At 49.8% G+C, this 16743-nt stretch carries 19 protein-coding genes and 2 pseudogenes; 10 read left to right on the forward strand and 11 right to left on the reverse strand.

All coding sequences use genetic code 11. From position 1 onward, the window contains the following. Positions 1-25 precede the first annotated feature (25 nt). On the reverse strand, positions 26-679 hold the full coding sequence (locus ON063_RS00740; protein WP_274663910.1) for a GGDEF domain-containing protein: 654 nt from the start codon (positions 677-679) through the stop codon (positions 26-28). After that, positions 663-1595: a PDC sensor domain-containing protein gene (locus ON063_RS00745; RefSeq protein ID WP_274663911.1), complete on the reverse strand. Its 933-nt coding sequence runs from the start codon at positions 1593-1595 to the stop codon at positions 663-665. The genes ON063_RS00740 and ON063_RS00745 overlap by 17 nt, the downstream gene beginning before the upstream one ends. A 123-nt stretch (positions 1596-1718) precedes the next feature. Here ON063_RS00745 and ON063_RS00750 point away from each other — a divergent pair, with 123 nt between their 5' ends. The 4 genes from ON063_RS00750 to ON063_RS00765 all read left to right on the forward strand — a co-directional run bounded on the left by ON063_RS00750 (position 1719) and on the right by ON063_RS00765 (position 4092). Beyond that, positions 1719-2375 carry a DsbA family protein gene (locus tag ON063_RS00750; RefSeq protein WP_214697344.1) on the forward strand — a complete coding sequence of 219 codons (657 nt, stop codon included), beginning with the start codon at positions 1719-1721 and terminating at the stop codon, positions 2373-2375. A 1-nt stretch (position 2376) separates the two neighbouring features. Beyond that, positions 2377-2790 carry a disulfide oxidoreductase gene (locus ON063_RS00755; RefSeq protein WP_271305175.1) on the forward strand — a complete coding sequence of 138 codons (414 nt, stop codon included), beginning with the start codon at positions 2377-2379 and terminating at the stop codon, positions 2788-2790. A 4-nt stretch (positions 2791-2794) separates the two neighbouring features. Continuing rightward, entirely contained in the window at positions 2795-3382 is a 588-nt protein-coding gene (locus ON063_RS00760) for an SCO family protein (RefSeq protein ID WP_446719114.1), read from the forward strand. A 104-nt stretch (positions 3383-3486) separates the two neighbouring features. Beyond that, positions 3487-4092, forward strand: coding sequence for a Crp/Fnr family transcriptional regulator (locus ON063_RS00765; protein WP_274663913.1), 606 nt, complete (start codon positions 3487-3489; stop codon positions 4090-4092). On the opposite strand, the gene ON063_RS00770 is transcribed toward ON063_RS00765, so the two are convergent. Further along, positions 4040-4762 (reverse strand): DUF4386 domain-containing protein, encoded by a 723-nt coding sequence (locus tag ON063_RS00770; RefSeq protein WP_274663914.1) that lies wholly within the window; start codon positions 4760-4762, stop codon positions 4040-4042. The genes ON063_RS00765 and ON063_RS00770 overlap by 53 nt on opposite strands. A 182-nt stretch (positions 4763-4944) precedes the next feature. Here ON063_RS00770 and ON063_RS00775 point away from each other — a divergent pair, with 182 nt between their 5' ends. Further along, positions 4945-6039 (forward strand): MBL fold metallo-hydrolase, encoded by a 1095-nt coding sequence (locus ON063_RS00775; RefSeq protein ID WP_274663915.1) that lies wholly within the window; start codon positions 4945-4947, stop codon positions 6037-6039. A gap of 163 nt (positions 6040-6202) precedes the next feature. On the opposite strand, the gene ON063_RS00780 is transcribed toward ON063_RS00775, so the two are convergent. Further along, positions 6203-6475, reverse strand: coding sequence for a helix-turn-helix domain-containing protein (locus ON063_RS00780; protein WP_274663937.1), 273 nt, complete (start codon positions 6473-6475; stop codon positions 6203-6205). A gap of 340 nt (positions 6476-6815) precedes the next feature. On the opposite strand from ON063_RS00780, the pseudogene ON063_RS00785 reads away from it, so the two are divergent. Beyond that, positions 6816-6944, forward strand: a pseudogene (locus tag ON063_RS00785) (IS30 family transposase); the annotation flags it as partial. A gap of 30 nt (positions 6945-6974) precedes the next feature. Here the strand turns inward: ON063_RS00785 and ON063_RS00790 are convergent. From ON063_RS00790 to trhA, 3 genes and pseudogenes are all read right to left on the reverse strand, one after another. Next, positions 6975-8166, reverse strand: a pseudogene (locus ON063_RS00790) (MFS transporter). A 97-nt stretch (positions 8167-8263) separates the two neighbouring features. After that, positions 8264-8959 carry a DsbA family oxidoreductase gene (locus ON063_RS00795; RefSeq protein WP_214697332.1) on the reverse strand — a complete coding sequence of 232 codons (696 nt, stop codon included), beginning with the start codon at positions 8957-8959 and terminating at the stop codon, positions 8264-8266. Positions 8960-9046: 87 nt separating this feature from the next. After that, the gene (gene trhA / locus ON063_RS00800) at positions 9047-9691 is read right to left on the reverse strand and encodes a PAQR family membrane homeostasis protein TrhA (RefSeq protein WP_074032708.1); all 645 of its coding nucleotides are present in this window, start codon (positions 9689-9691) and stop codon (positions 9047-9049) included. 126 nt (positions 9692-9817) lie between these two features. Between trhA and ON063_RS00805 the strand changes: the two genes are divergently transcribed. Further along, a complete protein-coding gene (locus tag ON063_RS00805; protein WP_274663916.1) occupies positions 9818-10336 on the forward strand; it encodes a DUF1836 domain-containing protein in 519 nt (172 codons plus the stop codon). A gap of 43 nt (positions 10337-10379) precedes the next feature. Here the strand turns inward: ON063_RS00805 and ON063_RS00810 are convergent, their stop codons facing one another. From ON063_RS00810 to ON063_RS00825, 4 genes are all read right to left on the reverse strand, one after another. Continuing rightward, entirely contained in the window at positions 10380-10994 is a 615-nt protein-coding gene (locus ON063_RS00810) for a PH domain-containing protein (RefSeq protein WP_214747806.1), read from the reverse strand. 12 nt (positions 10995-11006) lie between these two features. Continuing rightward, positions 11007-11840, reverse strand: coding sequence for an aldo/keto reductase (locus ON063_RS00815; protein WP_214697325.1), 834 nt, complete (start codon positions 11838-11840; stop codon positions 11007-11009). Positions 11841-11901: 61 nt separating this feature from the next. Continuing rightward, a complete protein-coding gene (locus tag ON063_RS00820) occupies positions 11902-12327 on the reverse strand; it encodes an MBL fold metallo-hydrolase (protein ID WP_446719115.1) in 426 nt (141 codons plus the stop codon). A gap of 10 nt (positions 12328-12337) precedes the next feature. Next, on the reverse strand, positions 12338-12868 hold the full coding sequence (locus ON063_RS00825) for an MBL fold metallo-hydrolase (protein ID WP_274663917.1): 531 nt from the start codon (positions 12866-12868) through the stop codon (positions 12338-12340). A gap of 367 nt (positions 12869-13235) precedes the next feature. Here ON063_RS00825 and abc-f point away from each other — a divergent pair, with 367 nt between their 5' ends. The 3 genes from abc-f to ON063_RS00840 all read left to right on the forward strand — a co-directional run bounded on the left by abc-f (position 13236) and on the right by ON063_RS00840 (position 16715). Beyond that, on the forward strand, positions 13236-14933 hold the full coding sequence (abc-f, locus tag ON063_RS00830) for a ribosomal protection-like ABC-F family protein (protein ID WP_274663918.1): 1698 nt from the start codon (positions 13236-13238) through the stop codon (positions 14931-14933). 11 nt (positions 14934-14944) lie between these two features. Beyond that, complete coding sequence (locus ON063_RS00835; protein WP_274663919.1) at positions 14945-15703, forward strand: hypothetical protein; 759 nt, start codon at positions 14945-14947, stop codon at positions 15701-15703. A 109-nt stretch (positions 15704-15812) separates the two neighbouring features. Continuing rightward, a complete protein-coding gene (locus tag ON063_RS00840; protein ID WP_214695136.1) occupies positions 15813-16715 on the forward strand; it encodes a cation diffusion facilitator family transporter in 903 nt (300 codons plus the stop codon). Positions 16716-16743 lie beyond the last annotated feature (28 nt).

A 16743-nucleotide genomic window follows, 5' to 3' on the forward strand; every position in this document is an offset into this window, starting at 1 on the left:
CTCCTTTTCGTATGGATGCCAGTATTCATTCGAACGACTCATGGAACGAAAGCCGCTTTTTCCCGTTCGCTTTTGACCGATATAAGGCGTCGTCCGCTTGTTCGATGGCGACGTGTGGAGGTTCTGCTGGCGACCAAATCGATGCGCCGATGCTTGCCCCGACCTTTACCGATATGAGACCGAGCATCACAGGTTGTGAGAGCGTATCGATGATGGATGTCCCGATCTCGTGAATATCCTGAATTGAACGTTCATGTCTTGGGAACATGAGGAAGAATTCATCCCCGCTCAAGCGGACCGGATCGATGTCATCGATTGTAAGTGTTTGTAGCCGCCGTGCGACTTCGACTAACAATTCATCGCCGACCGCGTGACCGTATGTATCGTTTACCGCTTTGAACCCATCGAGGTCGATATAAAAGAAAACGTATGGCTCTTCCGAAGCGTGCAGTTGATTCAACTGTTCACGTAAGGCGACACGGTTCGAGAGACCGGTCAGCGCGTCACGGTTCGCAAGGAGCTCAAAGTGCACCCGTTCCGATTCTGACTCTGTGAGGGATGTGACGAGCGATTCGAGTGCGAATGCGAGTGACTCAATCTCTTCGATTCCGGATTGATGTGGAAATTTATCTACTTTTCCTTGCTCCATGAGCGAAGCTGTTTCAGTAATTCGTTTCAATGGTCTCGTGACGACGGAAGCGAGTAACCAGCCGATGACGGCCGTCACAAGAGATGCGAACAGGCCAATCCATAGGATCCTCGTCTCCGCGCTCTGCCGGTTGACGGACGACGACACGCCAACCGAGTCCAGGATACTCATCATACCCTTCTCCAATCGACATCCCCGTCAGATAGTCCTGTCCATCCTCCCATTCTTTCACGGAAACCCCTTCCGTAAACGACACGGGGAGCGGTTTTCCGACTAAATCGTCTGGACCGAGGAGCACCACATTGTCTCGTTCACTGACGACGAACAAATCCGTATCGTCGACTTGTTCATGGAGCGTCCGATTAAAATGTCCGAGTACTTCTCTTCCCCATGCCCAGCTCAAGTGAGTGGCAAGAACCCCTTGAAACGTCCCGTCTTGAAATAAGGGGACACTGATATCGACGAATTGGAGCGGTTCACCCGTCGGATTCGGTAACAGTTCAGCTAAGAGGACCGCCTCGTGGACGTCACCGATGAAAGGTGCTTCTTTCGCTTCGAGATAAACTGGGCGCTCAGCGATGGACGCCTCTTCGAGTATGCCGTTCGTGGAAGCGACGACAGTCCCTTCCGCATCCGTGACACCCATCCAAGAGAATGCCGGAATGTTCGACTGGACTTGATCGAGCAGGCGTCGTGTCGCGTCCGGGTCTTCTAGGTCGAGCCCTTGTAAAAGTTGGACTTCTTGATAGCGTGACCACATATAAAAGTCGAGTTTGTCCGCCAATTGATGTGATGTCGTCGAGAGACGTTTCCCGATTTCTTGTTCGAGCGAATCAGATGCCCGATGACTGATTAGGGAGGTGAGTGCAATTGTCAGTAAAAAGACGAGCGTGGCAATGCTGAGCGCCAAAATGAGTCCAAGGCGCATCGTAAAAGACTTGATCATGCGAGTAAAACCTCCTAAAGCTTGAAATGAAGACAATTATGAAAAACGAGTCGAACACATGATAGGCGAAAGAGCTTCCGCTATAATGAAAGACGAGTCGAAAAATAAATAGAGGTGAAGAGAATGAAAAAGAATCAATGGTTGGTCATCATGACCGTCGTCGCGGTCGCATTGATTGCATTGGTGTTCGTCTTGCTCAATCAAGATGAGCCGACAACGGCCGACCGAGGCGATCACGTGTCAATCGAAGGACAACCGACACTCGGAGACTCGGACGCAAAAGTCTCGGTTGTCGAGTTCGGAGATTATAAATGTCCATCGTGTAAACAGTGGGGCGAAACGATCTATCCACAACTGAAAGCGGATTATCTCGACAAGGAAGATGTCAGCTTCAGCTATATTAACGTCTTGTTCCACGGACAAGAATCAATTTTGGCATCCCTCGCTTCCGAGTCGGTGTACGAGCAAGATCCTGAATCGTTCTGGAAGTTCCATAAAGCGCTCTATGACGCGCAACCGGCTTCACAACAACACGACAACGCATGGGTGACGGTCGAGAAGTTAAAAGAAATCGCAGGTGAGACGACATCGGTCGACTTGGCACAACTTGAACAAGACCTTGGCGAAAACTCGACCGTGCTCGAAAAAGTCAGTACGGACGACGGGCTTGTGAAAGAGAACGGTGTTCAATTCACACCTTCAATCATGATCAACGGTGTGATGCTCGAGGACCCGTTCGACTACGAACAAATCCAACAGTTGATCGAGCAGGATCTATAAGATGAAGTCATTTTTCGAAAAATATGGATTGTATCTCGCTTGGCTCGTCGCGTTGACGGCGACACTCGGGAGTCTCTATTTCAGTGAGATTCGGGAGTTCGTGCCATGTGAGCTTTGCTGGATTCAACGCATCTTTATGTATCCGCTGACGATCATCCTAGGAATTGCCGTCTTCACGGACGATCGGGCGGTACGAAAATATGTGTTACCGCTTACTATCATAGGCGGTATTGTTTCACTTTACCATTACTTGGTACAAAAAGTGCCGGGATTTGCAGAAATTCAGCCTTGTGCACAAGGTGTTCCGTGTAGCGGTCAATACATCAACTGGCTCGGATTCATCACGATTCCGTTCCTCGCATTGACGGCTTTCACGCTCATCACCATCCTCATGTGGAATGTCAAAAAGCGATAAGGAGTTGGAACGTGTGAAGAAATGGTGGATCGGTAGTTTGATGACGATGCTCATCGTCCTAGCAGGATGCGGACAAGAAATCGAGGACCCGCTCAACTGGGAAGTCGAATCGTTTGAATACATGAACCAAGAAGAAGAGATGGTCAGTCTCGACGATTTAAAAGGGAAAGTGTGGATGGCAGACTTCGTCTTCACAAGCTGTGAGACGGTCTGTCCGCCAATGACGTACAACATGACGAAGCTCAATGAAGCGCTTGAAGAAGAGGGCGTCGAAGATGTGCAATTCGTCTCGTTCAGTGTTGACCCGACGGTGGACACTCCGGAGAAGATGAAAGAATTCATGAGTGGCTATGACCTTGCGAAAGCGGACTGGCAGTTCTTGTCGGGCTACTCGCAAGACGAGATTGAGACGTTCGCCCAAGAAAGCTTCAAAGCGCTCGTCCGGAAGCCGGAAGAAGGCACACAAGTCGACCACGCGACGTACTTCTATTTGGTCGACGAGGAAGGCAAAATCATCAAAGCGTATCCTGGTTTCCAAGACGTCCCGACAGAAGACATCATCAACGACATTAAAATCTTACAAAAATCTTAATCGAAGACCTGTCCCACCAAAGCGGTGGGGGCAGGTCTTTTTGATTGATGAAACCTGCTATACTGGAAGGACTAGATCGATTTCCTTGAAAAGGAGTGGACGGGATGAAAGACGTCTTGATTCGATACATGAAACGGTTTACGGATTTGAGTGACGACGAGTGTGAGCGGTTGGTGGCGGATGTACCAATCGCCACGTTTCCGAAAGGGACGATTCTCTTGCATCAAGGAGACGTCCCGGCTAAATGCTATTTCGTTTTGAGTGGCTGCATTCGTCAATATAAAGTTGACGAAGACGGGAACGAGCATACTGTCGATTTCATTACGGAAGAACAAAGCATCACCATATTAACGAAACATCATGCAGATGGACGATCACCGTATTCGTTAGCGTGTTTAGAAGAATGTTGTCTCGTCGTTGGAGACCTTGCGACAGAGCAGGAGCAATACGAGATGAATCCTGTCCTTGAAGCGATGACGCGTGACATGATGCAAGAAGACATGGGGACGATGCGTGATGCGTTCGCCTCGTTCATGTCGTCCACACCGGAGGAGAGGTATCAGACCTTGATGGAAAAGAGACCCGACTTGGTTCATCGGGTCCCACAATATCAACTGGCGAGCTATCTCGGTATCACACCGGAGTCACTCAGTCGGATCAAGAAGCGGGCGACGCGTCACCTGAGGATTGTCGAGTGCTATCATGTGTAGGAAGTAATCTTCCTTTCACAATCAACCATACGGCAAAGGCCAATTCGCCGACGAACATCGGGAGCATGAGAGTGAGCTCGAGTAAAGTCGTCATGCTTTCAAGCGTTGGGAATTGGTAAAGGGCATGAACAATTGTATAACTGAAGCCGGCGACGACGAGTAAGATGCCAATCGTTCTTGGAATGAATTGGGTCCGCATCGCAATCCATCCGACTGCGATGAGGTGAAGACCGAACACGATCAAGCCAAGCGACCAAATGGTTTCAAATGACGTGACCGTTTCATACACTTGTCTAGCTGAAGTGGAAGTATCGAGGAGACGTTCGGCTTCAACGAGACGTAAAACGGCGAAGGCGAGAATGAGCGTATAGAGGAAGCGAAGTGTCCCGACGAGTAAGGCGAGTGTGGTGTGGAACGGTTTAAAGAAACGATATAGTCCGTAGGCGACAATCAGGTCTAGCAAGACAATGATCCCCCAGCCGATGATACCAAAACGGAACAGCGTCGGATGACTGACTAAGTTTTCATACGTTGTCATCGCCTCATTTTCGATGACGAGTGATTGGTAGACGTAGCCTTGCGCGAAAAAGGCGACGAGTGCCATGAGGACGAGTGCGATTCCAGACCAAAGCGCGGCACGCCGTTGTGAACGGACAGATGAATGGTTCATGAGAAAAAACTCCTTTCGAATGATCTTGTCTCCATCATAAAAGGATGGGAGCAGGTGCACATTGACTTAAGTCAAGAGCACGCCATTTTTTGAAAGATGAGTGAATCTGCATACTAACCGATATCAGATAGAGACGTGCACGTTATAATCAATTCAACGAACTTGTAGAAAAGAGGATCTAGATGAAAAAGACGATGTTGCTCTTATTAGTCGGAATGGCGGCTGTCACCGGGACGATTCTGACACAGTACAAACCACTCGGACGAAAACCGAAATCGATTCAATCCCCGAACCAGGTCAACGGGAAATTCCGTAATCAATACGAGACACCGATGAACTTTTCCGCAGAGGATATGGTATCGATGGCTCGTGACTATCGTGACATGACCTCGCTTCGTAAGCCGAGCGAACGGCTACCAATCGTGCCGATCGATTTTGAGGAGAAGACGGGTTCGAGCTTCACGAGAATCTACTGGCTCGGTCATTCGGCGCTCATGGTGCAAATGGACGGGAAGACGATGCTCGTCGACCCGATGTTCGGACGCAGCCCATCGCCGCTTCCGTTTGCCAAAAATGAGCGTTTCAGTGAAGACTTGCCGTTCGACCTTGAGGACTTGCCTGAGATTGATGTCGTCTTGTTGACGCATGACCATTACGACCACCTCGACTATGGGACGATCCTTGCGATTAAAGACAAGGTCGCCATGTTTATCGTACCTCTCGGTGTAGGGAGTCATTTAAAACGATGGGGTGTCGGTGCAGAGAGAATCGTGGAGCGAGATTGGAACGAGTCATATACGTTCGGGAATTGGACATTCGTCTGTACGCCGGCACGTCACTTCTCCGGTCGTTCGTTGACAGACCGCAACAGCACGCTATGGGCATCATGGGTCGTCCTCGGTGAGACAGACCGTCTCTTCTTCAGCGGGGACAGCGGGTACGCGCCGCACTTCAAGTTGATTGGCGAACAGTATGGACCGTTCGATTTCGCCGCACTCGAATGCGGACAATATGACGTACGCTGGCCAGACGTCCATATGCAGCCGGAAGAGACAGCGCAAGCATTTCACGATTTACGCGCCGACCAGATGATGCCAATCCATTGGGGTGCGTTCACATTGTCATTCCACGACTGGTTTGACCCAGCGGAACAGATGGCGTCTCTCTTACCGAAAGAAGTCGTCCTCACTCCAAAAATCGGAGAGCGCATCACGCTCGACGGTCGGAATGATACGACGACGTGGTGGCGAGAACTCCAAGACGCAAACAAGCGATGACCGATGTCATCGCTTCAGAATGTTGATGAACCAGGTCGTAAAATGCGACCTGGTTCGTTTTTTTGTGGGATGAATAATAATGTTAAGTGTAACAAATGTGAATACAAAAAAGCCTAAATGAGAATGCGCTGATACGTTCTCATTTGGGCATTTTATTAGGAAGTCATACTTTCGAATAGTTTTGATTGGTTCCATCAATGATAAGTGGGATATTTAAAGCTTTCGATAGTGAATACAGTGTATCAGCGCGAGGAATGGTAAGACCAGCTTCAATTCGACCTATAGTTGATTTAGGCTTTCCAATTCGATCAGCTAATTCTTGTTGTGAAATATTTAGTTGGCGACGTTGTTTTTTAATTTGAGCAGCGATGTATCCTTGTTGCTGAAGCTTTTCTACGTGATCATTACCAACTATTTCAGCGTATTTTTTAAACATATCACTCAATGTACTCAGTCCTTTCTTGGAAAGAATCAATAGGGTGGATCGGAAACACAATAATCTTCGTAGTGTGCTTCTGCTGGTTGAATGTCTTTCAGTTTGATAACGCCATTGTATTGTTTATCAAAGTGGTGCAGAAGGACAACTTTATGATAGCATGAATGCCATCGATATGAAAGTTTTGTATAGGGTGAATTATAAAATTAAGTGCAACACCTAAAAGTAAACACAAAAAAGCCTGTGAACCCGGCTACGAGTAAGGACGTGCACAGATGCGCTATATGAGAAGGCGAAATCCTGTTATGGCGCTAAGACGAAACTCGCCGACACAATGCATTTCGCCGACACATACTCTTCTTGGCAACGGGGGAACAAAGAGAATGCCAACGGACTCCTTCGTAAGTTCTTCCCGAAAAGAACAGACTTCGCAAAGGTCAACGTACGGTCGAGGAATTGTTGTGCTTAATTTGATAAACGGTCATCGCTTGTTTTTTTGTTAAGAGGAGATCTTCTCAGCAGAGTCTTCTTCGATATGCAGTTTATGTTTTCGCGTGTAGACGAGGAACGCGGCTGTCATTGCAATCGAACTGATTCCAAACAAGACGACCATGAGCTGAAGTCCAATCAAATCGAGGAAGAACCCTGTCACGAGAAGGACGATTTGGAAGATGATCCGGTCGAGCATGTTACGGAACGAGAAGAAACGACCATGATATTCTTTCGGCATCCGTGTCTGGAAAATCGTGACCGCCGTTGGGAAGAAACAGCCGACCGAGAAGCCGAATACGACGAACGCCGCAATCGACATGAACGGGATGTCTGCAAAATACAGCATCAGTTGCGCGACACCGATTAAAAACGAGAACGAGAATAAAATCGAGAACGCCGAGAATTTTTCACCGATTCGTTTGATCATGAAGGCACCTGTCATGAAGGCGAGCCCTTCCGCCGTATAAATCCATCCTTTGATTGCGGTTGAATCCTGCAACTCACTGATGTTGATGACGAGCAAGTTGAATCCCCCGATAAAGAGTAACGGGATGAGCGTCATGACGAGTGTCATGAAGATGACCGGGATTGATTTGATGATTGGAAAGACATCTTTGAATCCGCTCGACGCTTTTGCATCAATCTTTTTCGCCGACGGTGTCTTCGATTCATCTAGCTTTAAGAAGAGCGTCGCGACCGCAAGCAACAGATAAGCGACGAGCGAGAGCGCGTAGACGTTACGTAGCGAGATGAGTGTCAATAAGACACCGGCAATCGCCGTCCCGATGACGCGTGATAACGTCGAAACGTTCATATGGACACCGTTCAAGGCGAGAAGTTCCCGTTCCTTCACGATGAGCGGAATCGCTGCCTGTAGGGCAGGGAAGTAAAAAGCAGACGACCATCCACACGACCGAATTCGTCTCGATGGCAACGAACATGAAGAGCACACTGAGCGCTCGGACGATGCTTGAGATGAGCATGATGTTTTTCTTAGAGCCTTGATCGGTCAAGCGCCCCGCGAGCGGACCGATGGCGACCCCGGCGAGTAACCCGATGGCGAGAATGACCGCCTTCACAAAGTCAGAGGGGACGCGGTCTTGCATGAATTCCAAATTACCGATGATACCGAGCCATAAACCAAGACCGGCGACGAATTCGCCCGTCAAGATGATCCAGACGTTCCGATTTTTCCACATAGATGTAGTCCTCGATTCTTATATGCTAATCACTATTATCAAGTAGTAGGGTGGAGAATACCACAAAAAAGAAGCCGAACGTCGGCTTCTTCATCAATCAAATATCACAGTTGTCGTCGGTGCACGTCGCACCGTTCGAAAGGACTTGGATTGTCGGGTTGTTCTCAGACCAGACTTTTTCGAGCACTTGCGTGAACGCTTCCGTCGGTTGAGCACCAGACACCCCATATTTGTTGTCGAATACGAAGAACGGGACACCTGTGATGCCGAGATCGCTTGCGCGCTTCTCTTCGGCCCGAACGTCTTCCGTATACACGTCCGTTGTCAAGACGTCACGGACAGCGTCATGGTCGAGACCGACGCTTGTTGCGATTTCGAGCAGGACATCGTGGTTCCCGATGTGTTTGGCATCGACAAAGTAAGCCTGAAGCAATGCTTCCGACAATTCTTTTTCTTTCCCGACCGTCTTCGCATAATGCGTCAAACGATGCGAGTCGAGTGTACCTGTGACGACCATGTTTTCAAAGTCGTAATCGAGTCCGACTTCGCGGGCTTGAGCCGCGACTTGTGCCGTCGTTCCTTTTGCTTGCTCAATCGGCATACGATATTTCGTTGCGAGTGCCTCATAAATGGTGCGTGAATCGTTCGTCGGCGCGTTCGGGTCGAGCTCGAAACTCTTGAATTCGACTTCTACTTGGTCTGCCTGTGGGAACTGTTCGAGCGCCTCTTCTAGACGACGCTTCCCGATATAACAAAACGGGCAGACATAATCTGACCATACTTCAATTTTCATCATGAATCCCTCCTGTCCTTAGTGTAGGAAATCTTGAATTCAAAGTACAGGAAACGGCTCACAAAAAAAGCCCTCCACGAGGAGGACTTAAAAGACGTACCAGAAGACGCAGACGAAGTGGGCAAAGCTTCCGAACAAAATGAACAAATGGAACACTTCATGGAATCCCCATCCCCGCCAATTGACGAATTTTGGCTTGAACCCGTAGATGAGCCCACCAATCGTATACATGACGCCCCCGAGGACGAGCCAGAAGATGCCGGCGTTACCAATCACGTCATGGAGCGGTCCGATAAAGAAGACGGACAGCCAGCCCATCCCGATGTAGAGCGCGGTCGATAAGAAACGTGGGGCATGGAACCAGACGAGTTTGAAGACGATGCCGAACAAGGCGAGTGCGTGTACGGTACCGAAGAGGACCCAGCGTGTCGGTCCCTCGAGCGCGAGTAGCGTGAGCGGCGCATACGTACCCGCAATCAATGCGTAAATCATCGCATGGTCGATTCTCCGGAAGAAGGCGATGACGTTCGGTGAGGCGATGATGCTATGGTAAAGACCTGACGATAAGTAAAGAAAGACGAGGCTGATCCCGAATAAAATCGCAGCCATAATCGCAAGGGGCGAGCCGAGTAGTGAAGCTTTGACGACCATCGCAATCAGCGCAATGAAAGCGAGTACCGCGCCAGCGAGATGCGTTAGCGCGTTGATCGGTTCACGGAAAATCGAATTCATGTAAAACACTCCTTATCACATCATGTAGTATCGATAACTACATGATATACTGAAGAGGAACAAACAGCAAGGTGTACCTTTCGACAAATGAGAGTTTTCTTTATACTTGAAGGTGAGGTGAGACGGATGAAAGCGAAGAATATTACCGAAACGGAAGGGACGCTCCCGAGGGACGTATTGCCGACTGTCGATTTATACATGGACCAGGTCATCCAATTGTTCGAGCAGCATTATGGGAAGATGAAGCGGGTCGAGGATGAGACGATTTTGACGAAGACGATGATCAACAACTACGCCAAGGGCAAGTTGTTCCATCCTGTCAAAAATAAAAAGTATACGAATGAACATCTGATGTTACTCAGTTTGATCTATGAGATGAAAGGCCTCTTGTCGATCAATGACATCAAAGAGACGCTCAGACCGTTGAACGAGTCAGACGAGACGTTCTCACTCGAGGACTTTTATGAAGCGTATCAGTCGCAAAAAGTGAAGAATCTAGAAGCGTTTGAAGCCCAGGCAGACACGCTGTTACATGCATCGCTCGAAAAAGAGAACGGTGTGCAGCGAACGCTCGCCATTGCGTCTGCCGTGCACATGAGCCACTTGTATCAACGATTGGCCGAGCAGTTGATTGATGAGAAATGAAACAACTCCTCCGAGGGCGAATGCCCCACGGAGGAGTTGTTTTTTAGTTATTGATGTACTTCTCGTATACCGCTCCGAAGTCTTTTCGGTTCCATTCATGATAGTGACGTTGTAGCCAATCGAACGATTGCTCGTTCAATTCCTTGAACGTGTTCGGTACGTTCATGTCGCCTTCGCGGAGCCCGCTCAAAATCGACACTGAGTGTGTGAGCGACGTGTTCGCATACTCCATCATACGACGACCTTCCCGTTGAATCTCTTCGATTGCGAGAAGTGCCTTATACAAATCTTTCACATGCTCGATTTGCTTTTTGTTGATGTCGATCGAGTACGCTTTGTCGCCGATTGAGAATTTGACTTCGACATCGAGGTCGACCGTACCCGCCGTCTCAAACATGACGTGCTTGATCGGATAATGTGAATACGGATAACGATAGAGGACGCGCTTCGAACTGATGGCGCTCGTTCCATCGAGGTGGATCATCGACAAGTTGGTGAAACAATACTCATCTGATTTCGACTTGATCAAGAAATAAATCTTTTCATTGTCTTCGTGAAGGACGTAATCATCCGCATCCGCCTTATCGAAGTCGGACGGATCGATCACCTCACCGATGTCGCTAAAGCCAGTCAAATCAGAAGCCAGTTTTTTGAACATGTCATTCACTCCTCAATAATGGATTTTATGCATCTCTTTCGGGTCGGAGCCGGTCCGCTCATCACGGTTGAGCGCATCGATGGCCGCCATCTCTTCTTTCGTCAACGTGAAGTCGAATACCTGTATATTCTCTTTGATTCGACTCGGTGTCACCGATTTTGGGATGACGGCGACCCCGTTTTGTAAGTGCCAGCGCAAGATGACTTGAGCCGGTGATTTGCCGTGACGGTTCGCAATCTCGACAATCGTGTCATCTTCGAGCGCTTCGCGTCCTTTCATGAGTGGACTCCACGCCTGAATTTGAATGTCATATCGTTTGCAGAAAGCAATCAATTCCTTTTGAGACAAATACGGATGGATCTCGACTTGGTTCACGGCCGGGACGATCGAGCACGACTGAATGATTTGTTCTAAGTGCTCGACTTCAAAGTTCGAGACGCCGATTGCGCGGACACGTCCTTCTTCATATAACTGTTCGAGTGCCTTATACGTTTCGACGAACTTCCCGAAACGAGGCATCGGCCAGTGAATGAGGAATAAATCGACATACTCAAGACCGAGTCGGTCGAGACTATCCTGAAACGCTTGGAGCGCCTCATCGAACCCGTGAAACTCATTCCAAAGCTTCGTCGTCACAAACACATCCTCCCGAGGAATGCCTGCTTCACGAAGCGCTTGCCCGACACTTTCTTCGTTTTGATAAATCGCGGCCGTATCAATCAAACGATAATCCGCTTCAAGCGCAGCTTTGACCGTATCGACCGTCACTGCGCCGTCTTCGACCTTATACACACCGAGCCCGAGCATCGGCATCTTGACGTCATTATTCAACGTCGTCCATTCCATAACAAATCCCTCCCTCTCGTCTTTAACGTTACCGAAATTTTGGATGAAGGGAAAGGAATAACTACAGGCGGATGCTTTCCCCATGTGACTTGATCACAATTTGGTCACGGTCCAGTTTTGCGGCCGCGACGAGCCGGTGATAGGGCTCCTCGACCGGCTCATAAGAGAGGACGAACGTGTCCCAATGCATCGGGAAGAAGCGCTTCGCCCCGCTCTCTTTGTACATCATCCAAGCCTGTTCGGGAGTGCAGTGCGCCTCTTGGAACGAGTCCGGTTGATAAGCGCCGATTGGGAAGAACGCGAGGTCAATCGGTTCACGGTCAGCGAGTCCTTTAAAGGAGTCGGTGTACGCCGTGTCTCCCGCAAACAGCATTCGGATCCCTTTGTATTTTAATAGATAGCCGTTATAGCCCATATGTTTGTCCCATGGGAAACGGTTGCCCCAATGTTTGACAGGGATGGCCCGGACATCGAGCCCGTTCGCCAAGGTCACTTTGTCATGCGGATGCAGTTCGAGTGTCTGCAGACTCGGGTATCGACGGAGCAGGCGACTCGTCCCTGGAGCGGAGACGACAATCGTCTCGCGGGTGATGAGTCGTGTTAAGCAGGCGACTCGTCCCTGGAGCGGAGACGACAATCGTCTCGCGGGTGATGAGTCGTTTTAAACTTTTATGGTCAAAGTGGTCCATATGGGCATGACTGAGCAAGATGACATCAACCGGTCCAACATCCTCGATGGAGAGGGCGGGAGCCGTGTGACGTTTCATGCCGATCGTCAGCGGTCCTAAATGGACACCGATTCGTTTAGAGAAGACGGGGTCCGTCAAAATTTTGAGTCCATACCAATGGATCAGGACGGTCGAATGCCCAATCCACGTCGCTTGCACATGCGTCTCATCAATGGTTGTCAGTTCTGGACGTTCCGGCCATTTAAAACGTGGGCGGGGGAGCCGTCGTTTGAATCGTGTATAAAGAAACGTTCCGACGCTCGCCAAGACGGCACTCGGAACGAGGATGCGTCGACGCATCATGTATCACCTCACTGTTCGAATATACTGTCATCATAACGCGGGAAAGAGTGCATCGCATCCGCCTAAAGGAGTAGAAAAAATGGGAGATTGTGGGGTGCGCTCTTGCGAATCCGCTTTCAATTTGATAAGGTGGCAGTAACTTAGGAAAGAGAGGTACACCGTGCCATGAAAAAAACACGTTCACTCCAACGATGAGACGAATCATCACTGTTCGCTTGAACAGTCACGGGTGAAGTGTGTCCATTTTTCAAGTGCGGGAAGAGTCCTCTTTCCTCTTTGAACGGATTCCTTCACACCACCGCGTTTTGAGCGGATGGTGTTTTTTGTTTCATCGCGTACCGGAAAAATGAGCGAGGTGAAACAAATGTTAGCTATGAAACAAGTCCGGTTCGATTACGACCGGAAACCATTATTTGAAGCGGTCTCGTTTGAGGTCGCAGCCGGAGAACGCGCTGTGTTATTCGGGCTGAACGGAAGTGGGAAGACGACACTCTTCCGACTCGTGACAGGGGAATTGACGCCACAAGCAGGGACGATTGAATGTCACGGTGAAATCGGGCTCGTCCGACAGACGATTGAATCCGAAGATATGTCACTACTCGAATGGGTGATGAGGAGCGATCCTGAACGGTATGCCCTTTATGAAGAGGTGTCCTCTGGCGATGAGGTACGAGTCATGCGTTCTTATGAACGAGCGCTCTCACTCGATGTGTATAACTTGGAGCAAGAGGCAATCCAAGCGTTGACCCGACTCGGGTTGGACGGTCAACTTGACCAAAACATCAACGATTTGAGCGGGGGAGAGAAGACACGGGCACAACTCTCGACCTTGACGATGAAGCAGGTCGACGTCGTCCTACTCGACGAGCCGACGAACCATCTGGATGTCGAGTCGATTGACTGGCTCACGAAATGGCTGAATCGATTCGACGGAACAGTGCTGATCATCTCCCACGACCGTCAACTGATGGATGATGTTGCGACGGTCATCCTCGAACTGTTGGATGGGGAAGTCACCAGATATCCGGGGAACTATACGGCGTATCGACGTCAAAAAGAGGACGAACGCCTGCGTGACGAGCGAGCCCATGCTCGCTACGTGAGCCGCAAAACAGAATTGCTCGATATGATTGCCCAGTACAAAGGCTGGCACTTGAAGGCGAAAGCGACAGCCAGTGTCCGCAGTCCGGGTGCGCAAAAAGGAGCGGCCAATCTCGCCGTCAAAATGAAGGCGAGGGAACAGAAGTTAAAACAGCTTGAAGACAATCGTCCACAAAAGCCAAAAGAAGAAAAGACCATCTCCGTCCATTTTGCTGCCGATGAGCTCGAAGCGAAGACGTGGCTGACATGTGAGGAGATGACGTTTGGATACGACAAGCCGTTCTATGAACCGATTTCCTTCTCGATTCAAAAAGGAGAACGTCTCTCCATCATCGGACCGAATGGAAGTGGAAAGACAACGTTATTGAATGTGCTGATTGGTGAACGAGCACCGCTTTCTGGTGTGATCAAGCGGCATCCTCGTCTGAAGATTGGGTATTTCTCGCAAACGCTCGAACGTTTACCGAAGACGGGGACACTGCTCGATGCGTTACTCGCCCAGAGTGACATCGGGGAGACGGAGGCTCGGACGCTGCTGGCTCACTTTCTGTTCCGTCGGGATGAGGTGCATCGACCGATCAACGAGGCGAGTATGGGTGAGAAATGTCGGATTGCCTTCCTGATTCTCTATTTCTCCGACGCGCATCTATTGGCACTCGATGAACCGACGAACTATTTAGATGTGGCGACACGGGAACAAATCGAGACGGCGTTAGACGTTTACCCGGGTGGATTGCTTCTCATTACGCATGACCGTTATTTCCATCGTTTGACCTCGCGGATGATCGAGCTCGGTGAAACGATTCGTATTCGTGAGAATACGGAAAACGATGAACCGGTCGATGTCGAGCAGATGATGCAAACGATGGACGAATTGACAAAACACGACTTGAAATTTTTTGACGAGGCAGGAAACCTCCTACCATTTGACGAAACGAGTGGAATGAATCGAATCGAGTAGGAGTGAAGAACATGAATGGAGGAAGATTGTCGCGCGCGACGACACGAAAGCGTAAACGAGTGTTCCGGGTGACGACTGCGGTAGCCTTGGTCCTCGCTTTGGTCGGGATCATCGCGTTCGCGGCACTGATCGACAAAAAAGAAAAGTCTGCTTTACCGAAATCAGATGAGATTGCGACCGAGATGGTCGATTCCGAGTCGGAACAACCGACCGATACCGAAACCGAGTCTGCCGATACAATCTATATCGGGCAACCGTATACGAAAGTCTATGCAGATGACCGTGTCGCAGTCGTCTATGAGGCCGACCTCGGTGATCGCTTCGAACGTTTGGAGACGGTCAGTGGCTTCGTGAAAGTACAGCTAAATGAGCGTATGACGGGGTGGGTCACGGAAGAGAGTGTGACGACAGAAGCTCCGGCCTTGTCGGACGATGACGTGATCGCCGCATGGCAACAAGTCGTCCCGAGCGCTTCGGAGACCGTCCTTGATTGGATCGGCAAAGATGTGGCGACCGTGCGCGCCGAACTTGGTAGCCCGACTGCCGTTCAGCGTGACCAAGTGAACGAATATCATTTCTATGATGGATTCTTCTTGATGGTACGGGACCAAAAAGTGCGTGCCATCGATTGGGACCGTCAGGCAGTCGCGACGCCTGACGTGACACCGACGAACGAACAAACAACTGGGATTTGGTACGAAGGGGAGACGGTTCAGTTGAAGCTGTTCCCATACAGCGGTGTGATGCGCGTGCGTCTCGAGCACAAGTGAGACAAGACGGGAGAGATCTCCCGTTTTTTTTTATGACGTTTCATTCAAATGAACGTTTGAATGTTTCGTGAAAATGGAATAAGATAAGAAGTAGAAGGAGGCGTCAGTTATGGGACATCATCATGATCACGACCATCACCATCATCATTCCACGAATCAGCGTGCACTGTTCCTCGCTTTTCTGTTGATTGCGACGTTCATGGTCGTCGAGGTCATCGGCGGACTATGGACGAACAGTTTGGCACTCTTATCCGATGCGGGTCATATGCTCGGAGATGCGGCGGCTTTAGGACTCAGTTTCCTAGCCGTTCGATTCGGGGCGAAGGCGGCGACACCGAACCGTACGTTTGGATATCGACGCTTTGAAATTTTAGCGGCATTCATTAACGGGCTGACCTTACTCGTCATCTCGATTTATATCTTATTCGAGGCATATCAGCGATTGAGTGCTCCACCAGAAATTTTGAGTGGGGGAATGCTCGTGGTCGCCATCATTGGACTACTCGTCAATATCCTCGCCGCTTGGATTTTGATGCGCGGAGAGAAAGATAATTTGAACGTGAAGAGTGCGTTGCTTCACGTGTTCGGAGACTTACTCGGATCGGTCGGTGCCATCACGGCAGCACTCTTGATTATGTTGTTCGGATGGACGTGGGCGGACCCGGTCGCGAGTGCGTTTGTCGCCATCCTCATCTTGATTAGCGGTTATCGCGTGACGCGCGATGCGATTCACATCCTGATGGAAGGGTCACCGGAACAAATCGATGTCCGGGCGATGCAAGCAGAGATTGCCACAGTCGAAGGGGTGAAAGAGGTACACGATCTGCATGTCTGGTCAATCTCATCAAGTGAGCATGCGGCGACGTGCCATGTGTTGATCGGAGAAGACACGGACGACCAGGCCGTGTTACGTCAAGTGACGGAACGGATTCGAAAATATGGGACGTTCGAGCGCTCGACGGTGCAAGTCGAACGGGAACGACAATGTTGCGAGGAGCGTATCATTTGGTAAGCAAAACGGACACTCATCCGAGTGTCCG

The sequence above is a fragment of the Exiguobacterium sp. B2(2022) genome, from assembly GCF_028823655.1.
Classification (GTDB): domain Bacteria; phylum Bacillota; class Bacilli; order Exiguobacteriales; family Exiguobacteriaceae; genus Exiguobacterium; species Exiguobacterium aestuarii_A.